The organism is Abiotrophia sp., assembly GCF_057275535.1.
On record NZ_DBHIRJ010000003.1, the window covers coordinates 105505 to 129068 of the forward strand.

General features: G+C 46.0%; 18 protein-coding genes. 2 read left to right on the plus strand and 16 right to left on the minus strand.

Translation table 11 applies throughout. From position 1 onward, the window contains the following. Positions 1–69: 69 nt before the first annotated feature. The 9 genes from rpoD to ACO53F_RS03215 form a co-directional block, all read right to left on the minus strand. A complete protein-coding gene (rpoD, locus tag ACO53F_RS03175; protein WP_485137273.1) occupies positions 70–1209 on the minus strand; it encodes an RNA polymerase sigma factor RpoD in 1140 nt (379 codons plus the stop codon). Between the two features lie 11 nt (positions 1210–1220). Beyond that, positions 1221–3119 (minus strand): DNA primase, encoded by a 1899-nt coding sequence (gene dnaG, locus ACO53F_RS03180; RefSeq protein ID WP_485137274.1) that lies wholly within the window; start codon positions 3117–3119, stop codon positions 1221–1223. Positions 3120–3145: 26 nt separating this feature from the next. Continuing rightward, complete coding sequence (locus ACO53F_RS03185) at positions 3146–4396, minus strand: MFS transporter (protein ID WP_485137275.1); 1251 nt, start codon at positions 4394–4396, stop codon at positions 3146–3148. A gap of 11 nt (positions 4397–4407) precedes the next feature. Beyond that, on the minus strand, positions 4408–4995 hold the full coding sequence (gene yihA, locus ACO53F_RS03190; protein WP_314211318.1) for a ribosome biogenesis GTP-binding protein YihA/YsxC: 588 nt from the start codon (positions 4993–4995) through the stop codon (positions 4408–4410). Then, positions 4992–6266 carry an ATP-dependent Clp protease ATP-binding subunit ClpX gene (gene clpX / locus ACO53F_RS03195; RefSeq protein WP_311465831.1) on the minus strand — a complete coding sequence of 425 codons (1275 nt, stop codon included), beginning with the start codon at positions 6264–6266 and terminating at the stop codon, positions 4992–4994. The genes yihA and clpX overlap by 4 nt, the downstream gene beginning before the upstream one ends. 107 nt (positions 6267–6373) lie before the next feature. Next, positions 6374–7654 carry a trigger factor gene (tig, locus tag ACO53F_RS03200; RefSeq protein WP_485137276.1) on the minus strand — a complete coding sequence of 427 codons (1281 nt, stop codon included), beginning with the start codon at positions 7652–7654 and terminating at the stop codon, positions 6374–6376. Positions 7655–7798: 144 nt separating this feature from the next. Then, complete coding sequence (gene msrB / locus ACO53F_RS03205; RefSeq protein ID WP_485137277.1) at positions 7799–8920, minus strand: peptide-methionine (R)-S-oxide reductase MsrB; 1122 nt, start codon at positions 8918–8920, stop codon at positions 7799–7801. Between the two features lie 35 nt (positions 8921–8955). Beyond that, positions 8956–9537, minus strand: a complete 582-nt coding sequence (locus ACO53F_RS03210) for a redoxin family protein (RefSeq protein WP_485137278.1) — start codon at positions 9535–9537, stop codon at positions 8956–8958. Positions 9538–9555: 18 nt separating this feature from the next. Then, entirely contained in the window at positions 9556–10233 is a 678-nt protein-coding gene (locus ACO53F_RS03215) for a cytochrome c biogenesis CcdA family protein (protein WP_485137279.1), read from the minus strand. Positions 10234–10430: 197 nt separating this feature from the next. Here ACO53F_RS03215 and recU point away from each other — a divergent pair, with 197 nt between their 5' ends. Both recU and ACO53F_RS03225 read left to right on the plus strand, forming a co-directional pair. Continuing rightward, positions 10431–11072, plus strand: coding sequence for a Holliday junction resolvase RecU (gene recU / locus ACO53F_RS03220; RefSeq protein WP_485137280.1), 642 nt, complete (start codon positions 10431–10433; stop codon positions 11070–11072). A 24-nt stretch (positions 11073–11096) separates the two neighbouring features. Continuing rightward, positions 11097–13694: a transglycosylase domain-containing protein gene (locus ACO53F_RS03225; RefSeq protein ID WP_485137281.1), complete on the plus strand. Its 2598-nt coding sequence runs from the start codon at positions 11097–11099 to the stop codon at positions 13692–13694. Positions 13695–13757: 63 nt separating this feature from the next. Here the strand turns inward: ACO53F_RS03225 and ACO53F_RS03230 are convergent, their stop codons facing one another. The 7 genes from ACO53F_RS03230 to pfkA all read right to left on the minus strand — a co-directional run bounded on the left by ACO53F_RS03230 (position 13758) and on the right by pfkA (position 23492). Next, positions 13758–15221 carry a hypothetical protein gene (locus tag ACO53F_RS03230; RefSeq protein ID WP_485137282.1) on the minus strand — a complete coding sequence of 488 codons (1464 nt, stop codon included), beginning with the start codon at positions 15219–15221 and terminating at the stop codon, positions 13758–13760. A gap of 26 nt (positions 15222–15247) precedes the next feature. Next, positions 15248–16528 (minus strand): ABC transporter permease, encoded by a 1281-nt coding sequence (locus tag ACO53F_RS03235; protein WP_485137283.1) that lies wholly within the window; start codon positions 16526–16528, stop codon positions 15248–15250. Continuing rightward, positions 16521–17429 carry an ABC transporter ATP-binding protein gene (locus ACO53F_RS03240; RefSeq protein WP_485137284.1) on the minus strand — a complete coding sequence of 303 codons (909 nt, stop codon included), beginning with the start codon at positions 17427–17429 and terminating at the stop codon, positions 16521–16523. The genes ACO53F_RS03235 and ACO53F_RS03240 overlap by 8 nt, the downstream gene beginning before the upstream one ends. Before the next feature lie 86 nt (positions 17430–17515). Further along, a complete protein-coding gene (locus tag ACO53F_RS03245) occupies positions 17516–19822 on the minus strand; it encodes a DNA internalization-related competence protein ComEC/Rec2 (protein WP_485137285.1) in 2307 nt (768 codons plus the stop codon). Between the two features lie 113 nt (positions 19823–19935). Beyond that, positions 19936–20604: a helix-hairpin-helix domain-containing protein gene (locus ACO53F_RS03250; protein ID WP_485137286.1), complete on the minus strand. Its 669-nt coding sequence runs from the start codon at positions 20602–20604 to the stop codon at positions 19936–19938. A 141-nt stretch (positions 20605–20745) separates the two neighbouring features. Next, positions 20746–22503 (minus strand): pyruvate kinase, encoded by a 1758-nt coding sequence (gene pyk, locus ACO53F_RS03255; RefSeq protein ID WP_023391987.1) that lies wholly within the window; start codon positions 22501–22503, stop codon positions 20746–20748. Positions 22504–22526: 23 nt separating this feature from the next. Further along, positions 22527–23492 carry a 6-phosphofructokinase gene (gene pfkA / locus ACO53F_RS03260; protein ID WP_485137287.1) on the minus strand — a complete coding sequence of 322 codons (966 nt, stop codon included), beginning with the start codon at positions 23490–23492 and terminating at the stop codon, positions 22527–22529. Positions 23493–23564 lie beyond the last annotated feature (72 nt).

A 23564-nucleotide genomic window follows, 5' to 3' on the forward strand; every position in this document is an offset into this window, starting at 1 on the left:
CTTTTAATGACCAATAGGCGTCCTGTTTTTTTGTTCAAACAGGACGCCTATCAGGCTGAGATATCTTGCTTATTCTAAGAAGTCTTTCAATTGTTTAGAGCGACTTGGATGGCGGAGCTTGCGCAAGGCTTTGGCCTCAATTTGACGGATTCGCTCACGAGTAACACCGAAGACTTTCCCTACTTGTTCCAGGGTCCGGATGTTGCCGTCGTCTAAGCCAAAGCGCAGACGTAAGACATTCTCTTCGCGGTCGGTCAAGGTATCTAAGACGTCTTCCAACTGCTCCCGCAATAAAGCCGAAGAAGTGAAGACTTCTGGGCTCATTGCCCCTTCATCTTCGATGAAGTCGCCCAAATGAGAATCGTCCTCTTCCCCAATTGGTGTTTCCAAGGAAACAGGCTCTTGGGCAATCTTGAGAATTTCGCGGACTTTTTCAGTTGGTAGGTCCATTTCCGCCCCGATTTCTTCAGGTGTCGGTTCGCGACCTAAATCTTGCAATAGCTGTCTTTGGACCCGAACCAGCTTGTTAATGGTTTCCACCATATGAACTGGAATTCGGATAGTACGGGCTTGGTCTGCGATGGCACGAGTAATAGCTTGACGAATCCACCAGGTAGCATAAGTGGAGAACTTAAAGCCCTTGGTGTGGTCGAACTTTTCAACGGCCTTCATCAAACCCATGTTCCCTTCTTGAATTAAATCTAGGAACTGCATGCCACGGCCCACATAACGTTTGGCAATGGAAACAACCAAGCGCAGGTTGGCTTCAGCCAGTTCTTGCTTAGCGATGTCGTCACCGCCTTGGATACGAACGGCCAGGTTGATTTCTTCCTCAGCGCTTAAGAGAGGGACATTCCCAATCTCCTTAAGGTACATACGGACAGGGTCACTAACCTTAAGCTTGGAAGTCGCGGTTTTAGATTCAGCTGCCAAATCAGCCTGCAATTGTTCTTCTTCACGGACCATTTGTTGCTTGGTTGGTCCCCCATCATCACCGACAACAGAAACCCCATTATCTTCGACGATTTGAATTAAGCTATCAATCCCGTCAGCATCTAGTCCGTAAGGGCTCGCGATTTTCTCCGTTAATTCGTCATAGTGGACTTGCCCTTCTGACTTTTTAGCTAGAATGAGGGCTTTGACAGCCTCTAGATAGGGTGAGGCGATGTCTTGATTTGGAGTTAACTTTAGATCTTTTTCTTCAGCCATATAAGAACCTCCTAGTTTTTCTTTAATTGCCGGCTTAAGCGCAGTATTTCAACCAAGTATTCATTAATCTTGGTCTTATCCCCACGTATTTGGGCTTGTTTGAGTTTGTTTTGTAGCTCCTTAAGCTGAATCTCAGTAAAGGCAGCATCAATGGTTTTAAGGCAATCTTGCATGGCCTGGTCCGAATAATCGGTTTGGGCATAATCCCAAATCAGACTGGCCAAGTATTGTTGCTCATCAGGGCTGGCTTCCACATCTAAGATACCGGTCAGAGGCAGTCGGCCTCCTTTTTCATAATAGAAGTGTTCCAGCTGATAATAAATAGCTTGAGCGCTTGGATGGACAAAGAGCAGAGGCTGGTCTAAGCCTTCAATAAACTGCCAAGCTGGCTCATTAAAAATTAGATTAGACAGGATGTAGCGCTCGCAATGATAGGCCTTAAGCGACTTGATTTGGTCATCTAATGCCCCTGGCTTAGCTTGGACTGGGTTAGACGAAGGTGCCTGATCCGAGAATCCCGAAGAATGGGCCTTATCCCACTTGTCAGGTGAATCTTGCTTGGGTCTATCGCTCTCCTTAGCCTCTTCCTTGCGATGGCGATAGGAAACTTGAGCTAGTTGCTCTTCCAACATGGCCAAGTCTAAACCGAATTCCTCGGCTAAGGCCTGCAAGCGCATGGTTCGTTCGATTGGCGAAGGTAACTGGGCAACTAAGTCTAAAAGTCGATTGATATAGAGTGCTCGCTGTTCAAGATCAGCTAACTGGTATTCCTGTTGAAGATAATTCTTGAGGAATTCATAGCGCGGAATAGCCTGGTTAATCAGCGACTTGAAGCTATCAGCCCCACGGGACTTAATCCACTCATCGGGGTCCATCTTACCAGGAATCGAAACAGCCTTAATGGTATGAAGCGGTAAAGTAAGGCTTAATTCAAAAGCCCGAGCTGTTGCCTTTTGACCTGCAGCATCGCCATCAAAGACAAAAATAATTTCCTGGCTTACCTTGCCTAACTGGCCAAGGTGTTGGCTGGTCAAGCTAGTCCCCATGGTCGCCACAGCCTGCGGGAAACCGGCCTGGCTCAGGGCAATCACATCCAGATAACCTTCGCAGATTAGAACCTGGTTGAGACGGCGAATATGTGGCCGAGCTTGAGCAAAATGATAAATCAAGGATGATTTATGGAAAATATCGGTCTCGGGAGAGTTGACGTATTTGGCAACTTTTGGGTCATCGCCAGGATTGGCTTGGTAGATACGCCCGGAAAAGGCGACCGTCCTACCTTGGCGGTCCTCCAAGGGAAAGATAATCCGACCATGGAAACGATCCATCAAACCTTGGCTAGCTTGATAGAAAATCCCTGATTGCAGCATTTCTTCATGGTTAAAACCCGCTTCCGTCAGGTACTGAATCAGCAACTGAGGATTATCAGGCGCTAGTCCCAAATGAAAGTCTGCCAGTGTTTCTTCCTTAAGCTCACGTTGCTTTAAGTAAGCATAGGCTGCCTCCCCTGCTACCGTTTGAGTTAGGTAGAAGTGATAGAAGTCACGGGCTTTTTCATGTAAATCAAGCAAACGTTGATGGGGCTGACTGACAGCCTGTCCCGTCTCAAAATAGCGACTATCGAGGGCTATATTGGATAGCTCAGCTACCTTCTTAACGGCTTCTGGAAAGCTAATTCCTTCCATTTCCTGTAGGAAGCCAAAGACATTGCCCCCTCTACCACAGGAAAAACACTTATAAATCTGCTTGTCCGGGCTAACCGAGAAGGAAGGATTGTTATCTTCGTGGAAGGGACAAGAGCAAGTATAGTTATTCCCGCGCTTGGTCAGGGCTACATATTGGTTGATAATGGCCACGATATCGGCTTCTTTTTTGACCGATTCAATGATGTCATTAGGAATACCCGCCATCTGATGCCCTCCCTTACTGAACTAGCTTAAACAGAGTTGGTGCGGGGCTTAGCCCGATAGAGACAGTAAGCACCCAATAAGAATTGAATAATGATGGCGAAGAGCCCCTTGAGCGAGTCCCCTGTCATCTGTGCGACTAGGGCCAAGATGGTGGTCCCTAGTACGGAAGAGAATTTACCAAAAATATTATAGAAACCAAAGAATTGGTTAGTCTTTTGCTTAGGAATCAACTGGCCAAAGTAAGAACGACTGAGGGCCTGAATGCCCCCTTGGGCAGTCCCTACTAAGATAGCCAAGATCAAGAAATCCCGGAAACCGGACAACCTAAGAGCGAAGACACAAATGACCACATAGGTTCCAATGCCGAAGAAGAGCAAAGCGCGGCTGCCATAACGTTTAGCCAAGGCACCATAGGCCAGTGATGACGGAAAGGCCACGACCTGAACCACTAGGAGAATAATAATCAACTGGTTGGCAGGCAAGCCCAAATCGCTCCCCACAGAGGTCGCCATTTTGATAATGGTCCCTACCCCGTCAATATAGAGGAAGTAACCCACTAAGAACCATAAAATGGTTGGATAGTGCTTGAGCTCTCCCACTGTTTCCTTAAGCGAGCGCAAGGTAGACTTAACCAAACCATCGTGGTGCTCGATGTAGGAGACTTGCTTAACATGCCGCCAATAAGGCACAGTAAAGCCAAACCACCAAATGGCCGTAATTAAGAAGCCAACATTGACTAAATCACGCGATGACAACCAACCTGATACTTGCAAAGCAAAGAAAATCAGAAAGGCAAAGACACTGCCAATATAACCATAGGCATAACCTGCTGAGCTGACCATATCCAAACGTTGTTCAGTCGTCACATCCATAATGGAAGAGTCGTAAAAGACATTGGATAAGGAGAAGCCAATAGCAGATAAGGTATAAACCACCAAGAGATAGAGCCAGGCATTTGGCCCGGCAAAAATCATGGCCAATACACTCCCGACCCCAAGCAGGGTCCCAAAGGTAAAGAGCGGTCCCCGTACGCCTTTGTAGTCAGCACAGGTTCCCAAGAAAGGCGACATGACGGCCACCACAATGGTAGACAGAGAATTGGCGTAGCCCAGATAGGCTGTGGAAGTGGCAGGTGCCATCCCCACACTATCCGTGACGGCCTTATAGAAAATAGGAAAAATAGCGGCTGTAATCATTAGAGAATAGACGGAGTTGGCCCAGTCTTGGAGAATCCATGCCCACTCCTTCTTTGTATAGCCTGAGAGAAATTTCTTCATAGCAAGCCTCCCTAGTCTTCAATTTGGGCTTCAATCACGTCCCAGATATCTTGCGCGCCATAGCCCGTTTCGGCTGAGAATGGGAAAAGCGCATCGACCGTCGGCAAATCTAGAGCCTTCTTATACATGGATAAATGCTTATTCCATTGGCTCTTCTTAATCTTATCCACCTTGGTCAAGATGATGGCATAAGGAATCTCTGCTTCATCAGCAAAATCCTTCATAGCCTTATCTAACTCGGTTGGCTCATGGCGAAAATCCATTAAGAGAAAGAGCACGCGAACATTGTCCCGATTAAGGAGATAATGTTCAATCATCTTGCCCCACTCTGCTCTGGCTGTCTTGGAGACCCGAGCATAGCCATAGCCAGGCACATCGACAAATCGGAAAGTCTGATTAATGTCATAGAAATTAAGGGTTTGGGTCTTACCAGGTTGGCTGGATGTACGCGCCAAACCCTTTCGACCAATCATTTTATTAATGAAAGAAGACTTGCCCACGTTAGAGCGACCCGCTAGGGCTACTTCAGGCAAGGCATCTTGTGGATATTGCTTTGGGCTGACGGCACTAATGACTAATTCTGCCTGACTTACCTTCATGAAGCAGTCTCCTTTTGCGGTTTGATACGCTTGTTGTGCTTGTTGTAATAGAATGGCTGGTGGCTACCTAGCACCGTATCTTCTGTAATGACAATGCGGCTGATATTTTCGTCACTTGGGACGATAAACATAATATCCAACATGACGGATTCCAGGATAGAACGGAGGCCACGTGCGCCAGTATTGCGCTCAATGGCCTGCTTAGCAATGGCAATCAGGGCCTTTTCCTTGAATTCTAGCTCTACGCCATCAATTTGGAAGAGACGTTGATATTGTTTAACCAAGGCATTCTTAGGTTCTGTTAAGATGCGAACCAAGTCCTCTTGGGTTAACTTCTCTAACATGGCCATCACGGGCAAACGCCCAATAAATTCTGGGATTAAACCAAACTTCAAGAGGTCCTCTGACGTGACTTGTTGCATGAGTGACTTGGATTGGTCTAACTTGCCATTGCTGCTGCCAAAACCAATAACCTTGCTACCTAAGCGTTCCTTGACGATGGTCTCAATGCCATCAAAGGCGCCCCCTACAATAAAGAGAATTTGCGAGGTGTCCAGTTGGATGAACTCTTGGTTAGGATGCTTACGGCCACCCTTAGGTGGGATGTTAGCGATCGTTCCTTCCAAAATCTTGAGTAAGGCTTGTTGGACCCCTTCCCCACTGACATCGCGGGTAATGGAGACATTCTCACTCTTGCGGGCAATCTTGTCGATTTCATCCACATAGATAATGCCGTGTTGAGCTTTTTCAATATCATAGTCTGCTGCTTGAACCAGCTTGAGTAAGATGTTTTCCACATCTTCCCCCACATAGCCGGCTTCAGTTAGGCTAGTCGCATCAGCAATTGCAAATGGCACGTTAAGTAATTTGGCTAAGGACTGAGCTAGGAAAGTCTTCCCAGAACCCGTTGGCCCAATCAGACAGATATTGCTCTTTTGTAATTCAATATCCGCTTCATGTGTGGCAATGCTAGCGTTAATACGTTTGTAGTGGTTATAGACGGCAACTGCCAAGGATTTCTTGGCTTCAGTCTGGCCGATGACATATTGATTAAGATGGGCCATGATTTCAGCAGGTTTGAGGACGCTCACGCCACTAAAACCTTCAGAATCACTGACCATATCTTGACGAATGATTTCCTCGCATAAGCCCACACATTCATCACAAATATAGACATCTGGCCCTGCTATAATCTTATTGACTTCATCTTGGGACTTGCCACAGAACGAGCAATAGTAGCCGCCATGATTCCCGGTATGGTTACTGGTCATGGTAATCGATCCTTCCTCTAACGTCATAATGAGGGATGCAGATAGTCATCGTTGAACATAAGACTCTCGCAACCCTCATTTATAGTTATTCTAATAGGTTTATTTTATTATTTTTCTACCGCAGAATCAACAATTAAGCTCATTGCCTTCTTCATACGGATGTCAGCAGTTAACATATCAGTTGACACAAATTGTTTCACTTGATCAGCAGACATGTTGTATTGAGATGCCAAGTCAGCGACTTCAGCGTCGATTTCTGCATCAGTTACTTGAATGTCTTCAGCCTTGACAATTGCTTCTAATACTAAGTTAGTCTTAGTACGTAATTCAGCTTCTTCGGCGAATTGAGCACGTAAGCCTTCAGCGTTAGTCCCTGTAATTTGGAAGTATAAGTCTTCGTTAATGCCTTGACGTTTCAAGTTGTTAGTGAAGTGAGATACTTGACGGTTGATTTCGTCTTCTACCATTACTTCTGGTAATTCAACGATTTCAGCGTTCTTAACAGCTTGACGTAAAGCTAAGTCTTCTACAACTTCCTTAGCAGCAGTCTTTTTAGACTCTTCTAATTGAACGCGGATTTTGTTTTCTAATTCAGCTAAGCTTTCAACTTCGGAATCCACGTCTTTTGCAAATTCGTCATCTAATTCAGGTAATTCTTTGGCTTTTACTTCGTGAACGGTCACTTTGAAGACAGCGTCTTGACCTTTAAGGTTTTCTGCATGGTAAGCTTCTGGGAAAGTTACTTTTACTTCCACTTGGTCACCTGCTTTAGTCCCTACTAATTGATCTTCAAAACCTGGGATGAAGCTGTTAGAACCGAGTTCTAATGAGTGGTTTTCACCCTTACCGCCTTCAAATGCTTGGTCACCCAAGAAACCTTCGAAGTCGATGACAACCGTATCACCTAATTCAGCTGCGCCTTCTTTAACAACGAGTTCAGCCAAACCTAAACGACGAGATTCTAATTCGTCCTTAACATCTTGATCAGATACTTGACGGTCTTGTGCTTCTACTTCTAAGCCCTTGTAGTCGCCTAATTTAACTTCTGGTTTTAAGACAACTTCAGCTTTCAATACCCAAGGTTGACCTGCTTCGAGTTTTTCGATATCAATCTTTGGTTCAGTCACTACTTCTAATTCAGCCTCTTGGATGGCTTTAGATAAATGAACTGGTAAGAGAGCGTTTAAAGCATCTTCGTAAAGCGCAGCTTCCCCATATACATTGTTGAAGATTTGACGTGGCACTTTCCCCTTACGGAAGCCAGGTACTGACAAACGTTTTTGTACCTTCTTGAATGCTGTGTCTAAAGCTTTCTTCACATCTTCTACTGGAATTTCAAAGGTTAATGCCCCTGTATTTGTTGCTTGTTTTTCGAATTTCGCTACCATGTAACTTTCCTCCATAGCTTCTTGTTTATTTACACACTCCACAATTTTAACTGAAAGCGTCCAATTTGTAAACAGATATACCCTATTTTTACTGACTTTTCCTCAGATTTGACTCAACTAAGTGGGACCAGCTATTTTCTCTAGCTATTCCACGTAAGGCAGTAAGTAGCCATAGCCCTTACTTTCCATCTGATCTTTAGGGATGAAGGTGATGGAAGCTGAGTTAATACAATAGCGGAGGCCACCCTTGTCCTTAGGTCCATCATCAAAGACATGGCCCAAATGAGAGTTACCAGAACGTGACCGGACTTCAATCCGCTTCATATTATAGCTGGTGTCTTCCTTATAGCGGGCTACATCTGCTGAGATAGGCTTGGTAAAGCTAGGCCAGCCACAACCCGAGTCATACTTATCCTTAGAGGAAAAGAGTGGCTCCCCGGTGGCGACATCAACATAGATTCCTGGCTCCTTATTATCCCAATATTGATTGGAAAAGGCCTGTTCGGTGTTGTTTTCCTGGGTCACAGCGTATTGGGCAGGGCTCAATTTTTCCCGCAGTTCTTGATCACTTGGTTTGGGATAACGACTGGCATCAATTAAGGGATCTCGCGCCTTTTTGAGATCGATGTGGCAGTAGCCGTTAGGATGTTTGGTCAGATAGTCTTGATGTTCTTCCTCGGCCTTCACATAGTTTTTAAGAGGCTCCAATTCTACCTTGAGTTCTTGGCCCAGTTCATCCGCCTTTTCCTTCATTACTGCTTGGGCGACGGCCTTATCCTCTTGGCTTTCATAATAAATCCCCGTCCGATATTGTCGGCCCTCATCATTGCCTTGCTTGTTAAGGGAGAGCGGATCTACGACCCGGAAGTAATAGAGTAAGAGTTGACGCACATCTACTTTACTGGCATCATAGGTGATTTTGACCGTTTCGGCGTGGTCGGTCTGAGCGATTAAGCGATAGTTTGTGATGTCTGACGTCCCATTGGCATAGCCAGATTCCACATCTAGCACCCCATCAATTTGCTCAAAATAAGCTTCTAGGCCCCAGAAGCAGCCACCCGCTAGATAGAGGGTTCTGAGGTTCTCTTCTTTAACTTCTTCCTTACTTGAAGTCTTGGAAGAACTACTAGCACTTGCATTGACGGCTGCCTCTACTCGACTTTCAATATTTTGGGCAGTCAGTCCAGAATTAGCGGTCCGCCACCAGACAAGCGTAATCACGCCTAGAACAGCGATCAGACCGGCAAATAAATAACGTTTATCCATTGAATTTTCCTTCTTTCAGATTTTAAGAACCATTCTTAGTCCATGCTAGCCAATTGATCTAAGACACTTTGCCGATCCATATGACCTAATTGGACCTTTACTAGTTCCCCCTTGGAATTGATAAAGGCCGAAGTGGGATAGGCCACAACCCCTAATTGCTTCATAAAATCACCTGACTGGTCCACTAAGACCGGCAAATGCGTATAATCTAGGCCGGAAAACCACTTAGTGAAATCAGCCAGTGGCTTTTCATTTCGAATTTCAGGTGCCACCATGGATAAGACGACCACATCATTTCCTTGATTGCTTTCATCAGCTAAGGCGTCGACATCCTTGAGTCCTGCTAGGCAGATAGAACACCAGGAGGCCCAGAATTTAATGTAGACTTTCTTGCCTCGCAAATCTTCTAACTTATAAGTTTTACCATGAATATCTTGAAAGGTCCCGCTTAAGCTTTGCCCTGCTTCTTGCTTTTGGGAAGACGTGTTTGTTTGTGTGGCGCTAGCTGCTTGCTTGGCATTACTCGCCTCCTGATGAGGTTGGCAGGCCGCTAGACAGCCTGAACTTAAGCTTACAAGTCCTAGGACTTGCCAAAATTTACGTGTAAAATGTGACATGTTATTTGCCTCTTTTTCCTAGATTTTGTTGAACATAACCAGAATACCAACCAATATGATGAGGACAGCCCCCACCCGTTTAATCAGCATCATGTGTTGTTTGGCCACATTAAGCCATTTGACGAGAGATGATGATAACACTGCTAAGAGTAAGAAAGGCACTGACAGGCCCAAAGCATAGACGAAGAGTAAGCTGCCACCGTACCAAGCACTTGCCCCTGTGGTGGTCACTAAGGCCAAGACAGAACTCAAGACTGGCCCGACACAAGGCGTCCAACCAAAGCTAAAGCTTAATCCCAAGAGAAAGCTCCGCGTTAATTCCCCAGCATTTTTAGCCTCCATCTGGACGGTCTTTTGGCGACTAAGCCATGGAATCTCCACTAATTCCAGCTGATAAATTCCCATCAGCACGATTATGCCCCCTAGCACATAGCGGGTATAGTGACCATAGACGATTTGTCCCAAGAGACTGGCCCCAAAACCTAACATGAAGAAAATCAGCGAAATACCTGACATGAAAGCAAGAACCTTCAAAACTGGCAAGAGATAAAAACTATAGTTACCAATTTTTACCTTCTTGTCCCCAGTCTCCCCCATAAAGGTTCCCATATACAAAGGAAACAATGGCAAGACGCATGGCGATAAGAAGGACAGAATTCCCGCCCCAAAGACTGTTAAATAATAAGATATGGACATAAAACCCCTCCTGCGAATAATTACATCCTTATTATACGTCCTAATTGCTAGATTATCATTTATTTTGATTGGGAAAACTGATTTACTTAAAAATAGTGCCTATTTATGAACTTTTTGTGTAATTTCAGGGCACTTATAGCGAAATACTAGGCGGGAGGGGCTTGCTTCTTGTATAATAAGGTGAAGGAGTGAGTGGAATGGTTAAATATCCAGCTGGTTCAGCCCGGCGAAGCGCCATTAATAAGCCAGCAGGGCAAAGCCTAGAGCCAGTTCAAGCTAGGACTATGCAAGATCTCAAGGCAGCTAAAAAGCCTACCCAGTATGGTAGCCGGGGCATGTCCTTGGAAGATCGCATTAATCAATCCAACCAATACTACCTCAGCCACAATCTGGCGGTAATCCACAAGAAACCGACGCCGATTCAAGTCGTCAAGGTGGATTTTCCACGTCGTAGCGCTGCTCGGATAACCGAGGCCTACTATCGCCAAGCCTCGACAACAGACTACAACGGCCTATATCTAGGTCGATACCTAGACTTTGAAGCCAAGGAAACGACCAATAAAACTAGTTTCCCACTGGCCAACTTACCAGACCACCAGATTGAGCACATGCGACAATGCCACCAACAGGGCGGTATCGTCTTTCTCTTAATTAGCTTCAAAGTGCATGACAAGGTCTATTTACTTCCCTTCCCTGCCCTCAATCAGTGGTTGGAAAGTCAGAAGCGTAAGAGCTTGCCCCTCACATACCTGGAAAGCCATGGCTACCTCTGCCAACAAGGAGTCTTTCCTATGATTGATTATTTAGCAGCTGTGGATCTCTGGCTCCAAGCTCACTAGTTTGACAAGAAAGGAGGGATTGACTTGGTAACTGGAAGTCGTCTCGAACGCAAGAAATATCAAGCCTCCCAACAAGAATCTACGCCTCTTGATTCGTCTGAGAATCAAGGCCGACAAAAGAAGAAAGGTAAAAAAGCTGGTAAGAAGCCTCGTTGGCGTCGTATCCTCAAATACTGCCTGATTGCCTTCTTCAGCCTCTTTATTCTAGCGGTTGCCTCAGGTGCCGCCATCTTTATCTACTACTCCTCTTCTGCCCCACAAATCACGGAAGCAGATTTGGTCGGTCAGATGCCAAGTAAAATCTATGACCAAAAAGGCAACCTAATCAAGGAGTTAGGTAATCAGAGCCGTGACCTCATGCAGGCCAATGAAATCCCTGAAAACCTAAAAAATGCCGTGATTGCCATTGAAGACGGTCGTTTCTATAATCACAACGGGATTGACCCCATTCGGATTGCAGGTGCCTTTGTCCGCAATATCCGTAGAGGTCGAATTTCCGAAGGTGGCTCGACCATTACCCAGCAATTAGTCAAGAACTCGGTCTTCTCGACTGACTTTAAGGACCAAACCTTAAAACGTAAGGTCCAGGAAGCCTGGTTAGCCATGCAACTGGAGCGCGAGTATACCAAGGACCAAATACTGACCTTCTACCTCAACAAGCTTTTCTATTCTAATAATACCTACGGCGCTAAGACAGCTGCCCGCCTCTTCTTTGGCAAAGAACTTAGTCAGTTAACCGTTGGTGAAGCAGCCCTCTTAGCCGGGATTCCGCAAGCTCCATCATCTTATGACCCTTATGCCTTTCCCGAAGCGGCTCAGGAACGTCGTGATACTGTCCTGAGTGTCATGCTACGTCGCAAATTGATTAGTCAAGCCCAATACGACGAGGCCGTCGCTCAATCCGTCAGCTCCATGCTCAAACCTTTGGATCAGAACACCATGGATAATACCGATATGGTCTTAGATTCTTATTTGGATGTGGTCGCCAAGGAAGTCAAGGATAAGATGAATCTGGACATCTTCACTGATGGTGTCGAAGTCTATACTAACCTCAACTGGGATGCTCAAAAGCAAGCCTATGACTTGGTCAACAACGACTCTTCCCTCTTCCCAAATGATAAGATGCAGACAGCTATTTCCATTGTGGACGTCACTAATGGCCAGCTCCAAGCTGTCATTGGTGGTCGTAAGCAAAACGTCTATCTAGGTCTCAACCGCGCCAATACGCTGAACCGCAGTATCGGCTCAACCATGAAGCCACTGGCTGACTATGGGCCTGCCTTCGAGTACCTCAACTACTCGACCGGGACCACCGTGGTCGATGAGCCTTATACCTATAAAAATGGTGGCGAGCTCCAAAACTTTGACTTTGAATATAAGGGCAAGATGACTCTTCGTGAAGCCTTAGCCGGCTCGCGTAATATCCCAGCCCTTAAGATGTTACATGCAGTCGGCATGGACAATGCCTATGCCTTCCTACAAAAACTCAACATTAACATCAGTAATAATGACAAGAAAGAGTTAGTGGAAGCCAACGCCATTGGTGGGGAAGTCTCCCCTATCCAGCTTTCAGCGGCTTACGCGGCGATTGCTAACTACGGGGAATACCATGCCCCTTATGCAGTACGTCGTGTCGTAACCTCTGCTGGCACCGTGCGAGACTTCGATTCACCGGGTTCTCGTGCCATGAAAGATTCTACCGCCTATATGCTGACCGATATCCTTAAAGGTGTTCCTGGCGAATTCGCTGCAGCTGCTAAACTAGACGGCATCCCTAACGCAGGTAAGACCGGGACAACCAACTATACGGCAGAGCAACTGAGCCAATTAGGTCTGGATGCTAGCACCTATGCGGCACCAGATGGTTGGTTTGCAGGTTTCACTACCAAGTATGCCATGGTTACCTGGGTCGGTTACGATAACCCCTATGAAGCCGGCAATTATCTGACCTTGGAGCAAACCCGCCTTCCTCAACAAATCTATGCCAAACTCATGACCTCGCTTATGGCTAACCAAAGCAAGGCTGACTGGACCATGCCAAGTAGCTTGGTCAAGGCTGATATTGAGAAATATACGGAACCATTGCTACTCCCTGGACCATACACACCACGGGAAATGATTTCCTCCGAGCTCTTCATTAAGGGGACGGAACCTAAGGAACAATCCCTCAACTATGGCCGCCATATTGCTGCTCCTACTGGATTCGACGCTAACTACAACCAACAAACGCGTACCATTCACGCCACTTGGGGACCATTAACTGGTTCCGGCACCTTTGAGTTATCCGTCAACGGGACAGTGGTCTATCAAGGTACAGGTACAAGTTTTGATATTCCTGCCCATGAAATCCAGGATTACGTCTTAAGACTCAGGATTGTGGATGGTAACAGTAGTTCCGACACCCTAGTCATTACGGTTAGTCTTAAGTCAGAATCTAGCTCTTCAAGTAGCCAACCAAATCCGAATGAGCAAGGAGAAAACAACCCGCAATCGCCTAACAACCGAGGCAACCAACCTAACCAGCCAGGTCAACCGGGTCAGCCTAACCAACCCGGTCAGAACGGAAACCAACCAGGTAACCCAAATCAACCTGGTCAAAATGGCAACACGGGACAACATTAGCCTGAGCTCATCAAAATACCCCATCACCTCTTGGTGATGGGGTATTTTCTTATGTCGTATTTCTTATGGTTTGGCTGCCTTAACTAGTTCAGGATCTACTAAAAACTGAATCAGAGATGGGGCTTGCTGATTGAGATGGCGGAAACTATAGCGATTGACGTGCGTGATAGCTGTATCTTCTGCCGTCAAACTCCACAGATAGAAGCCTTCAAGCTCTAGACTGGCCTTATTGACCACATAATCCACCCCATAGACGGCTTCTCCTTCGCGTTTGAGATTGGAGATATCGATAGCACCAGCCAATTTAGCTAGGCCATCGTAGTCATTCTCAAAGGTCAAACGATAGGTTGTCGTTGTGGCGCTTGCCGGATCATTAATGGGTTGGCCAGCTTCATCGGTTGGATTAAAGGTTTGAACCTGGTCGGAATGATCTATCAAGGACTGCACTGCTAAATAATAGAAATCGATTGGCTCCATCGTTTCTTCTTTAAGGCTGCCATCCTCTGCCTTGCTATAGCGCTTTTGACCGAGTTGGTAGAGATAGCCTTTGATTTGCTTGTCCTGGATAGTCCCAATTGCTTGTGCCAGGACCTGACCATTTTGGCTATTGGTTAGATAAAGCAAATTACTATCCTGGTCGCCTGCTTGACGACCTTCTGTCACTTCATAAGTACTAATAGCCTGAGTTGGATTGGCCGCCTTAAAAGCTTCTAACCACTGGCCTTCTGCTACTTCTAAGGGACTTGCTTGAGCCTCTAAATCAGGCTTAAGGCTATCCTTAGTCACAGATTCCTCTGGGACTTTGGTGGTGCTCTTGGCTTGATAGACATGGCTGGATTCCCCATCTGTTACGGTCAGCTTAAGAGCAGCCTCAAGCATCTGACCAGTCTCACTGTCAACCAGATAAGTCAGGTCCGCCTGATAAGTAGCCTGAGCTGAAAAACTTTCAGGCAAATCCAGCAGGCCAACTAGGCCTTGGATCAAGTCAGGATTGGTCACTGTCTTATTAATCCGCCATTGACCTTGAGGCGCCTCAGCATCCAGTACCGAGTTGTCATCTCCCTCAATTAGGAGTTTGGCCCAATAGAGGTAGCTCATGGAGTTCTTGGCGTTGTCGTTTTGACTCCAAGCCGCATGAGGTGAGGCCACATAATGGTGGTCCCCGTCGAAGTAGAATTCCAAGTCATAGTGGGCATCCTTGACCTTGGTCACGGTCTTAGTACGATAGGATTTCAAGGCACCCGCTTCATAAAATTGTTGACTGTCAGCGGTTGATTGCCAGTCTCCTCCTTCTTGATTAAGAGAAGTGTTAACTTGAACAGCGCTCAATTTCTCGTAAAATTCGTGCACCTTATTGAGGGCTTGATAACGTTGACGTGTCGCTTCATCAAGCGAAGATTGGCTAGTGGCTGACTCGGGTGGACCATAGAGGGCGTCCCCACCCTGAGCAGCGTCGCGCGACTTAGGCTGGCAGGCTGCCAAGAGGCAGGCCACACTTAAGAAGGAAATAATGGTGGATTTTTTCATGTAATAATAAAACTCGCTTTCTAAACTTAAGCCTTTTGGCCCTTTTCACTCTTCCAGAGTGAATAAGACCGCTTGAAGGCATGGATAACCCCTTTGTCACTAGTCGAGAGAACGGTCGCTTGGTAGAAGGTCAGGGCCAACCAGAAGGCAAAGACCATAAAGGCAAAACAGCCAAGTAGGCAGAGAACAATTTCCAGATTTGAGACAGTCTCTGTCGCTAGACGAACCGGCATGACAAATGGAGAAGTGAATGGCACCCAAGAGCCGATGACTACAACAGGTGAATTAGGTTGTTGAAGGCCATAGATGGCAATATAGAAACCAATGATGGTAGTGAAGATGACCGGCTGAATGGACTTTTGGACATCTTCTAGTCGTGTGGCTATGGATCCTAGCAGAACAGATAGAATCATATAGGCCAACATCCCCATCAAAGCAAAGACTAGACTTAAACCAAAGCTAGGCAAAATCCCTAGCAAGAGCGGTTTGAATGGCACGAGGTAGCTAAAAATGCTGGAGACGCCGGTTATGAAATAGAAGCCGATTCCTAAGATCAGGTAAATACCAATCTGGGTAGCCATTATCAGTGAAGCACCTAGAATCTTACCTAATAAATGTTGTTTGGCAGGAATGGAGGATAGGATGATTTCCATGACGCGGTTGCCCTTTTCCAAGGCCACTTCCTGAGCAAAAATTGAACTGTAAGCTAGAATCAGCATATAGGATAGCATAATGGCCACAAAGGCAGCCCCCATGCGGGCCATGACTTGAAGGGACTTAGCGTCCTCTTCTGAATAGGTCCCGTCCTTGCTTTCCTTGAGTTTAATCTTACCGATTGACACCTTACTGGAACGAATGGTGGCAATTTGTTGATCATTAAGGTTAAGGCTTTGACCTATTTTGCTGAGTTGATAGCGATTGAGACTTTCGGCTAAATCAGACAAGGTCAGGCTATGGGCGGTAGACTTTTGGTAATAAGTAGCTTGCACGCGCCCGTTGTCTTCTTTGACCTTTAGATAGCCGTTAACTCCTTTTTGGTTAAGGGCTTGGCGGGCACTGGCTTCGTCTTCATAATAGTTCAACTTATAAGTCAAATTATCCTGGGCCAAACTATCTTTTAAGCCCTGATCTTGACTGACAATAGCGATGGTCTCATTGGCATGACTCGATTCATCATTGGCAATAAAGTAGCCAATCAAGACAGAAACACCCATAACAATAAAAGGCGCAAAAACCATGAAGAAGAAACCCCAACTTTTCACATTTTTGCGATAGACTTCCTTGGCGATAATCCATAATTTACTCATGGTCAGACACCTCTACTTTCAACTTGAAAATCTCATCTAAGGTTGGCGGTTGTTGACTAAATTGGGCAATATACTTTCCTTGTGTCACTGCGTCAAAGATGGCATGACCGGCGGACTCATCACTTAGAATCAGATGATAACGATGACCGGTTAGGTGACGGACCTTTTCTACGCCTGACAGGGCTTCAAGTTGGGCTTGATTCCAGTCAGGACTTTCTAGGAAAATACGGGTCCGGCCGAAGGATTCCTTGACCTCGTCAACCGTTCCTGACAGCACCTGTTTACCATAGTGAATCATGACCAAATGGTCACAAATTTCTTCTACGTTATTCATATTATGACTAGAGAAAATAATGGAAGAACCCTTCGCCTTGAGCTCTAGAATACCTTGCTTGAGTAAGTCCGCATTGACCGGGTCTAGGCCTGAAAATGGCTCATCCAGAATCATGAGTTTTGGCTCATGAATTAAGGTCGCGATGAGTTGCACCTTCTGTTGGTTACCCTTGGACAGGCTCTTAATTTTATCGCTCCTTTTACCTCTTACATCGAATTTTTCCATCCAATAATCAATTTTTTCAAGGACTTGGGCCTTCTTCATGCCGCGCAATTCCGCAAAGAAGACAATCTGATCCTCAATGGTCATCTTATCATACAAACCACGTTCTTCCGGCAAATAGCCTACCGTATCATAGACCTGGCTACTCATAGGCTGCCCTTGCCACTCAATGGATGCACCAGGTTCTAAATTCAAGAAATTGAGAATCATCCGAAAAATTGTAGTCTTACCTGACCCGTTCTGACCAATGATCCCCATAATACTCCCCGGCTGCACCCTAAAGGAGACATCATTGACAGCGCACAAGTCGCCAAAGTGTTTGACTAAATGCTTCACTTCTAACACAAAAAACACCTACTCTCTACAAGTCTTTGCATAATAATGTTTACGTATTCAGTATAGCACTTTAGCTATTAGCATACAAGATTAGGTCATCTTTTTGACTGGCCAGGCTCACTTTTAGGATAGGTAGATTGAGGTGCTTCTAGAGCCGTTTGCCAGCCATCCCAGCCCCATTCACTCCACTCATAACGGATGGCGCCATGATAGGGAGTTGCAAAATAGGGAATCCCCCTTCTGCTTAGTTTAGCTAGGGTATCAGGATGAGGATGGTGATAAGTATTGTGGACACCAGCAGACAACAAGGCCAACTTAGGCTGCAGGTGGTTGAGCAAGGCATCTGAACTGCTAAAGCGACTGCCATGATGGGCGCATTTGAGAATATCGGCCTGAATTTCAGGGAAACGTCCAATCAAGGCCTGTTCATAATCACCTGACATATCACCTAAATTAAGTAAACGGTGCCTGCCCATGTCTAGGGTTGCCGCAATGGAGGCGTCATTTGGGGCCGTCGACTGATTAAATTCATTGGTGTAGAAAGTCAGCCCATCCTTGATTGAATAGGATTGAGCTGGGCCTAGAACATGGACTTGGGTCTTTGCCGCCAAATAGGGCTTGATCTCTTGCCAAACTGGCTGATTGGCTGTATGCTGACTAATCCAGAGATTGTCAATGGCGACTTCCTGACTGAGACTAGCCAGACTACCAATATGGTCTAAATCTGAGTGGGTAATCATGACCCCGGTCAGTGAACCAATCCCCTGCGCTTTGAGGGCTGGAATCAGATTATAGTAGCCATACTGCCTATCAAAACTTGGCCCTTCCTTGCTTGCCGGATAAGGGGGTCTGCCGCCTGTATCAATCAACCAGGCTTCCTTGGACCAGGCAGCTTGGTAGACCAGACTATCTCCCTGACCCACATCCAATATGGTGACACTAGACTGCCAATGCAGATATGGTTTAAGTCCCAGTATTAAGCCATAAGAGCATGCAATAACTGCTGCCGTTGACCAAGGATGGCGCCATCCCCATCGTAACCAGACTAGGAATAGAATTAGAAAAATTAACCAGTAAATGAAACTTAATCGCCCTGTGATGACATGCCAAGAGAAGAATTTGCTCAGAGGCGCTAGCATATCTAGTAAGTATTGATAAATCCCATCCAATAAACTTGCTAGCCTGTCTAATCCTGGCAAAATGAGCGCTAGGCCTGACACCAAGGCCAGAGGCATAATAAAAGCTTCGAAGACAAGTCCTAAGAGAAATATGGCTAGCACTTGTAGCGGATACCACTCGTAGCGCCAATCCATCATAAGAGGCCAGGTAATTAGCAAACAAGCCACTAGCATATAGACTTGATTACGCCAAGTATAGTGTTTTGGGTCCTCCATGGCTTGATTGGAAAATATGAGTACAGCTGACAAGCCAAAGCTCAGTAGGTAGGCCGGCTGAAAGACTAGGCCAGGTTGGCAGAGCAGACAGACCAGTCCCACTAGACTGAGCCGGTCTAAGGAGGTCATAGTGTGGTCACCAAAACGCTTAGAAAAAGCCACTAGGCCCCAACTTCCTAAGACTCTAATACTGCCAATAGGCCAACCACATAGCCAGCTATAGCAGAGGAGAAAGAGAGGCAGCCAGAAAGCAACACTTTCTTTAAGGCAACCCAATCGCAAAAATAGACGACTCAGCATCCGTCTTAAATAAAGCAAATGAAAGCCAGAGATAGCAAAGAAATGACTAATGCCCAGCACCCCCAAGCTCACCGACTGGTCGCGAAAGCCCGGCGTCTGCTGATTAAATAGAAGCCGTAAAACCAAGCTAGTCCAGGATGACCCTTGCCCTCTCCACCTAGCCAAAGGAGCCAAACACCAATGTCGTAGGGCTTCCATAGCTCCTAAAGCCAGTGGCTTCGGTTGAATAGCAGTCACTACCTTAAAGTCTAGTACCCAATCAACCCCCTTATCTGCTAAGCTTTGCTGATAGTCATAGACACCAAAGTTTCGGGCTCTCTCAGCTTTTTTTAGACTAGCTTGTCCCCTAATTTCCATCACTTCATGGCCTAAAGCCCATTGAATGTCGCCCTGCCCTTTTGCAAGTACTGGCAGAAGACGGCCATCTGGTAATCTTAAATAGCCAATCCCCTGCCAACCTGTAGACCTATAGTTGACTTGGCTAGGAGCTAGCACAAGCTGATAGCTTTGAGCCTGATCAGGCACTATGACTTGCTTAACTTGAGCCTGTTCATAGTGATGCCAGCCCCATATTCCCAAGCACCAGACGCTTAGAAGCAAGCAGACCAAGAGGCATTTTCGACAACTGCATTTAGGTCCTAGACAATAAATTCGCACGATTAGGATGGCTAAGACTAGGCTCCAAGCCCAGTTTTTGTGGTATAACATGTTAATGAAAACTGCAACATAGATCCATAGTAGAAACCATTTATGTCTCAAGGACTCAAGGCTGCTTGCTAGCAGGAGACAGTCATTTGTCCAATATCTTTTGAGCTTATCCTTCATTGAAAAATCACCAGATCCTTCAACTTCTCTAGCATCTTAGGTCCGATACCCTTGACTTTGCCTAAGTCCTCAAGCGAATGAAAGGAGCCGTTTGCCGTCCGGTAGTCGATAATGGCTTGGGCTTTTTTAGCACCAATCCCAGGCAAGGTCTCGAGTTGACTTAAATCGGCTTGATTGATATTGACCTTACCACTGCTAGCACTTGGGCTAGAAACAATGGCAGCCTGACTACCTGTCCCGTTGGCTTGCGGTCCCTGGCTCTCAGCCTCCCATTCCTCCATGGTGGGGACATAGAGACTCTGCTGATCCACTAGGAGTTGAGCTTGGTTAAGGGCCCGCTCAGCCGCCTCTTCCGTCAAACCACCCGCCATTTCCAACAGGTCGAAGACCCGACTACCCTGGTCTAAGGCATAGACACCTGGATGCTTGACAGCTCCCTTGAGGTCTACATAAATCTTGTCGGGCTGGGAGGATTGCTGGGAAGAGATTGGCTCCGCAAGCATGCTAGAACTGATAGAAGACTCTTCTTGCATTATGGGCCGTCTTGGGCGCAAGTTAAGCCATATTAAGCCAATGACAATGCCTATAATTCCTATGGCAAATAAGCCGACTAACCACCATTTTAGCTTAGCTGCACCTGTCTTAAGTTGATACTGGGGTTCCATATAATGCCTCCTCTAAAAGTCTTCATATATATATACCCCTTTGGCCTGATTTAATCCGAAAATCCTCTATTAAATTTGCATGACAGCACAAAAAACGCCCTACCTAATGGTAGAGCGTTGATGATTATAAGTGAGGTGAGCTTAGATGATCGCTGCTGCACCGCGGTAGATTAAACCACGACGCGCATCTACAGTGATTAATTCACCATCTGCCACGTTAGAAAGCACATCTTTAGCTGCTACGATGACAGGAATCCCTTTTTCAAGCCCCATGATGGCTGCATGAGAAGTGATCCCGCCTTCTTCAGTAACAAGGGCACCGATTTTATCGAATGCTGGCAAGAAGTCCTTGTCAGTTGCACGAGTTACTAAGATAGTCCCAGCAGTGGCTTTCGCATTGGCAGTAGCCGCATCAGTTGCTAATACAGCCTTACCGATAAAATTGCCGTTACCGACACCTTCACCTTTCGCTAATTGAGTCCCAATCGCTTGAATTTTCATCAAGTTAGTGGTCCCTGCTTCACCAACTGGTACACCAGCAGTGATTAAGATCAAGTCGCCTTCTTTTGCGAAGCCTTTTTCTTGAACCAAAGCAGTTGCGCTATCCATCATTTCGTCTGTTGAAGTTGGACGGTCGATGACGTAAGGGATAACACCCCATGCTACAGCTAATGAACGTTGAGTTTCTTCGTCGAAAGTAGCTGCCACGATGTGAGCGTTTGGACGGTATTTAGAAATCATCAAAGCAGTGTGACCTGAGCTTGTAGGTGCTACGATGGTTTCGATACCTAAGTTCTTAGCAGTGTGACCAACTGCTTGACCGATTGCTTCAGTCATGTCAGAACGGTCGAAGCGTTTGATGCTGAATGCGTCGTGTTCGTGCAATTCTTTTTCAGTACGTACACAGATAGCAGCCATAGTCTTAACTGCTTCTTCAGGGAAGTCCCCTGCTGCAGTTTCACCAGAAAGCATTACCGCGTCAGTCCCGTCGAAGATAGCGTTGGCAACGTCCCCTGCTTCCGCACGAGTTGGACGTGGGTTGCGTTGCATAGAGTCTAACATTTGAGTTGCAGTTACAACTGGTTTACCAGCTTGGTTACATTTCTTGATGATGTATTTTTGAACGATTGGCACTTCGTGAGTTGGGATTTCTACCCCTAAGTCACCACGCGCTACCATGATACCGTCAGATACAGACAAGATTTCGTCGATGTTGTCGACCCCTTCTTGGTTCTCAATCTTAGAGATAATCTTAACGTTTGGACGACCTTCTTGTTCCAAGATTTCACGGATTTCCATAACGTCGCTAGCACGACGAACGAAAGATGCAGCGATGAAGTCGATCCCTTCGCGAACACCGAAGCGGATGTCAGCAGCGTCTTTTTCAGTGATCCCTGGCAAGTTGATGGAAACGTTAGGAACGTTAACACCCTTCTTAGATTTGATTACACCAGAGTTTTGAATTTCAGTCACTAATTCTTGGTTAGCGTGGTCGATTTCAGTTACCAATAAGTCAACTAAACCATCATCCAAAAGAATGTGGCTACCTACTTCAACGTCGTTGATTAAGTTAGCGTAAGTTACAGAGAATTTGTCCTTAGTCCCTAAGACTTCAGTCATAGAAATACGAACAGTTGCGCCCTTAACTAAGTCGATGGCATTGTCTTGCATGTCGTTAGTACGGATTTCTGGACCTTTGGTATCCAAGAGGATGGCACAAAGTTTGCCGGTAGCTTGACGGGCAGCCTTCAAGTTGTTGAAGCGTTCTAAGTGTTCTTCGTGAGAACCGTGAGAGAAGTTGAAACGTGCAACGTTCATCCCTGCTTCAATCAACTTTGCCATTTGTTCTGCTGTGTTAGAAGCAGGACCCATGGTACAAATAATCTTAGTTTTTTTCATTTTAAAAGAACTCCTTCTCTTTTTTATTTAGCGCTAAGGCCTTGGTTTAATTCATAAAGATCGCGACGGACTTGGTGTTTTTCATTGGTCAAGGTTTCCACAATGTCAAAAGTTGCCAATTGTTCATTCTTAAGACCTAAGAAGATACCAGCTTGACCTTCTAATAAGAGGTCAACCGCCTTGGAACCCATCAAGCTAGCGAAGACACGGTCACGCACTGTTGGGTTGCCTCCACGTTGAATGTGTGACAAGGTCACATCACGCACATCGTCACCAGAGACAGCTTCGTATTCCTTACGGAATTGAGCCGCTGTCATGACGCCTTCGGCCAAGACGATTAAGGAATGATCCTTACCGGCGCGACGATTAGCAGCGATGGTTTCTGCGATTGCTTTTAAATCATAGGCTTCTTCTGGAATCACAATGGCATCTGCACCAGCAGCCACCCCAATCCAGCTAGCCATATCCCCTGCATGACGGCCCATTACTTCGACAATAAAGGTCCGGTTGTGGGAGGAAGCAGTGTCAGTAATTTTATCAATAGCATCTAGGGCCACATTAACCGCGGTATCAAAACCAATGGTGTATTCTGTCCCTGCAATATCGTTATCAATAGTCCCAGGAATCCCAATCGCTGGGAAACCTTTCTGGGTTAATTTCAAGGCCCCAGTAAAGGAACCGTCCCCACCCACAACAACTAAGGCATCAATGCCATGTGCCTTCATCTGTTCAATTGCCTTCTCTTGGATTTCAGGCTCCTTAAATTCTGGGAATCGAGCAGAATATAAGAAGGTGCCACCCCGTCTTAAGGCATGAGAGCAAGTCGCTACGTCTAAAGGTCTGAAGTCACCTTCATATAAGCCTTTAAAACCATAGTAAGCACCTACGACTTCAATGCCATGATGCAAGCTACGCTCTACGACAGCCCGCACTGCTGCATTCATACCAGGAGCGTCGCCACCACTGGTTAAGACTGCAATACGCTTCATGTTTCTCACCTCTAAGTTGAATTGTAATCAATCGACTTGGACTGATATCCAAGGCTTATTTTACCACTTTTA

Coding starts and splice junctions, on each gene's coding strand:
- ACO53F_RS03215 (WP_485137279.1), bottom strand. CDS start 10,233: ATGTCCATATCTTATTATTTAACAGTCTTTGGGGCGGGAATTCTGTCC.
- tig (WP_485137276.1), bottom strand. CDS start 7,654: ATGGTAGCGAAATTCGAAAAACAAGCAACAAATACAGGGGCATTAACC.
- rpoD (WP_485137273.1), bottom strand. CDS start 1,209: ATGGCTGAAGAAAAAGATCTAAAGTTAACTCCAAATCAAGACATCGCC.
- clpX (WP_311465831.1), bottom strand. CDS start 6,266: ATGACCAGTAACCATACCGGGAATCATGGCGGCTACTATTGCTCGTTC.
- ACO53F_RS03185 (WP_485137275.1), bottom strand. CDS start 4,396: ATGAAGAAATTTCTCTCAGGCTATACAAAGAAGGAGTGGGCATGGATT.
- pyk (WP_023391987.1), bottom strand. CDS start 22,503: ATGAAAAAAACTAAGATTATTTGTACCATGGGTCCTGCTTCTAACACA.
- ACO53F_RS03235 (WP_485137283.1), bottom strand. CDS start 16,528: ATGAGTAAATTATGGATTATCGCCAAGGAAGTCTATCGCAAAAATGTG.
- ACO53F_RS03230 (WP_485137282.1), bottom strand. CDS start 15,221: ATGAAAAAATCCACCATTATTTCCTTCTTAAGTGTGGCCTGCCTCTTG.
- recU (WP_485137280.1), top strand. CDS start 10,431: ATGGTTAAATATCCAGCTGGTTCAGCCCGGCGAAGCGCCATTAATAAG.
- pfkA (WP_485137287.1), bottom strand. CDS start 23,492: ATGAAGCGTATTGCAGTCTTAACCAGTGGTGGCGACGCTCCTGGTATG.
- yihA (WP_314211318.1), bottom strand. CDS start 4,995: ATGAAGGTAAGTCAGGCAGAATTAGTCATTAGTGCCGTCAGCCCAAAG.
- dnaG (WP_485137274.1), bottom strand. CDS start 3,119: ATGGCGGGTATTCCTAATGACATCATTGAATCGGTCAAAAAAGAAGCC.
- msrB (WP_485137277.1), bottom strand. CDS start 8,920: ATGGATAAACGTTATTTATTTGCCGGTCTGATCGCTGTTCTAGGCGTG.
- ACO53F_RS03250 (WP_485137286.1), bottom strand. CDS start 20,604: ATGGAACCCCAGTATCAACTTAAGACAGGTGCAGCTAAGCTAAAATGG.
- ACO53F_RS03245 (WP_485137285.1), bottom strand. CDS start 19,822: ATGTTATACCACAAAAACTGGGCTTGGAGCCTAGTCTTAGCCATCCTA.
- ACO53F_RS03210 (WP_485137278.1), bottom strand. CDS start 9,537: ATGTCACATTTTACACGTAAATTTTGGCAAGTCCTAGGACTTGTAAGC.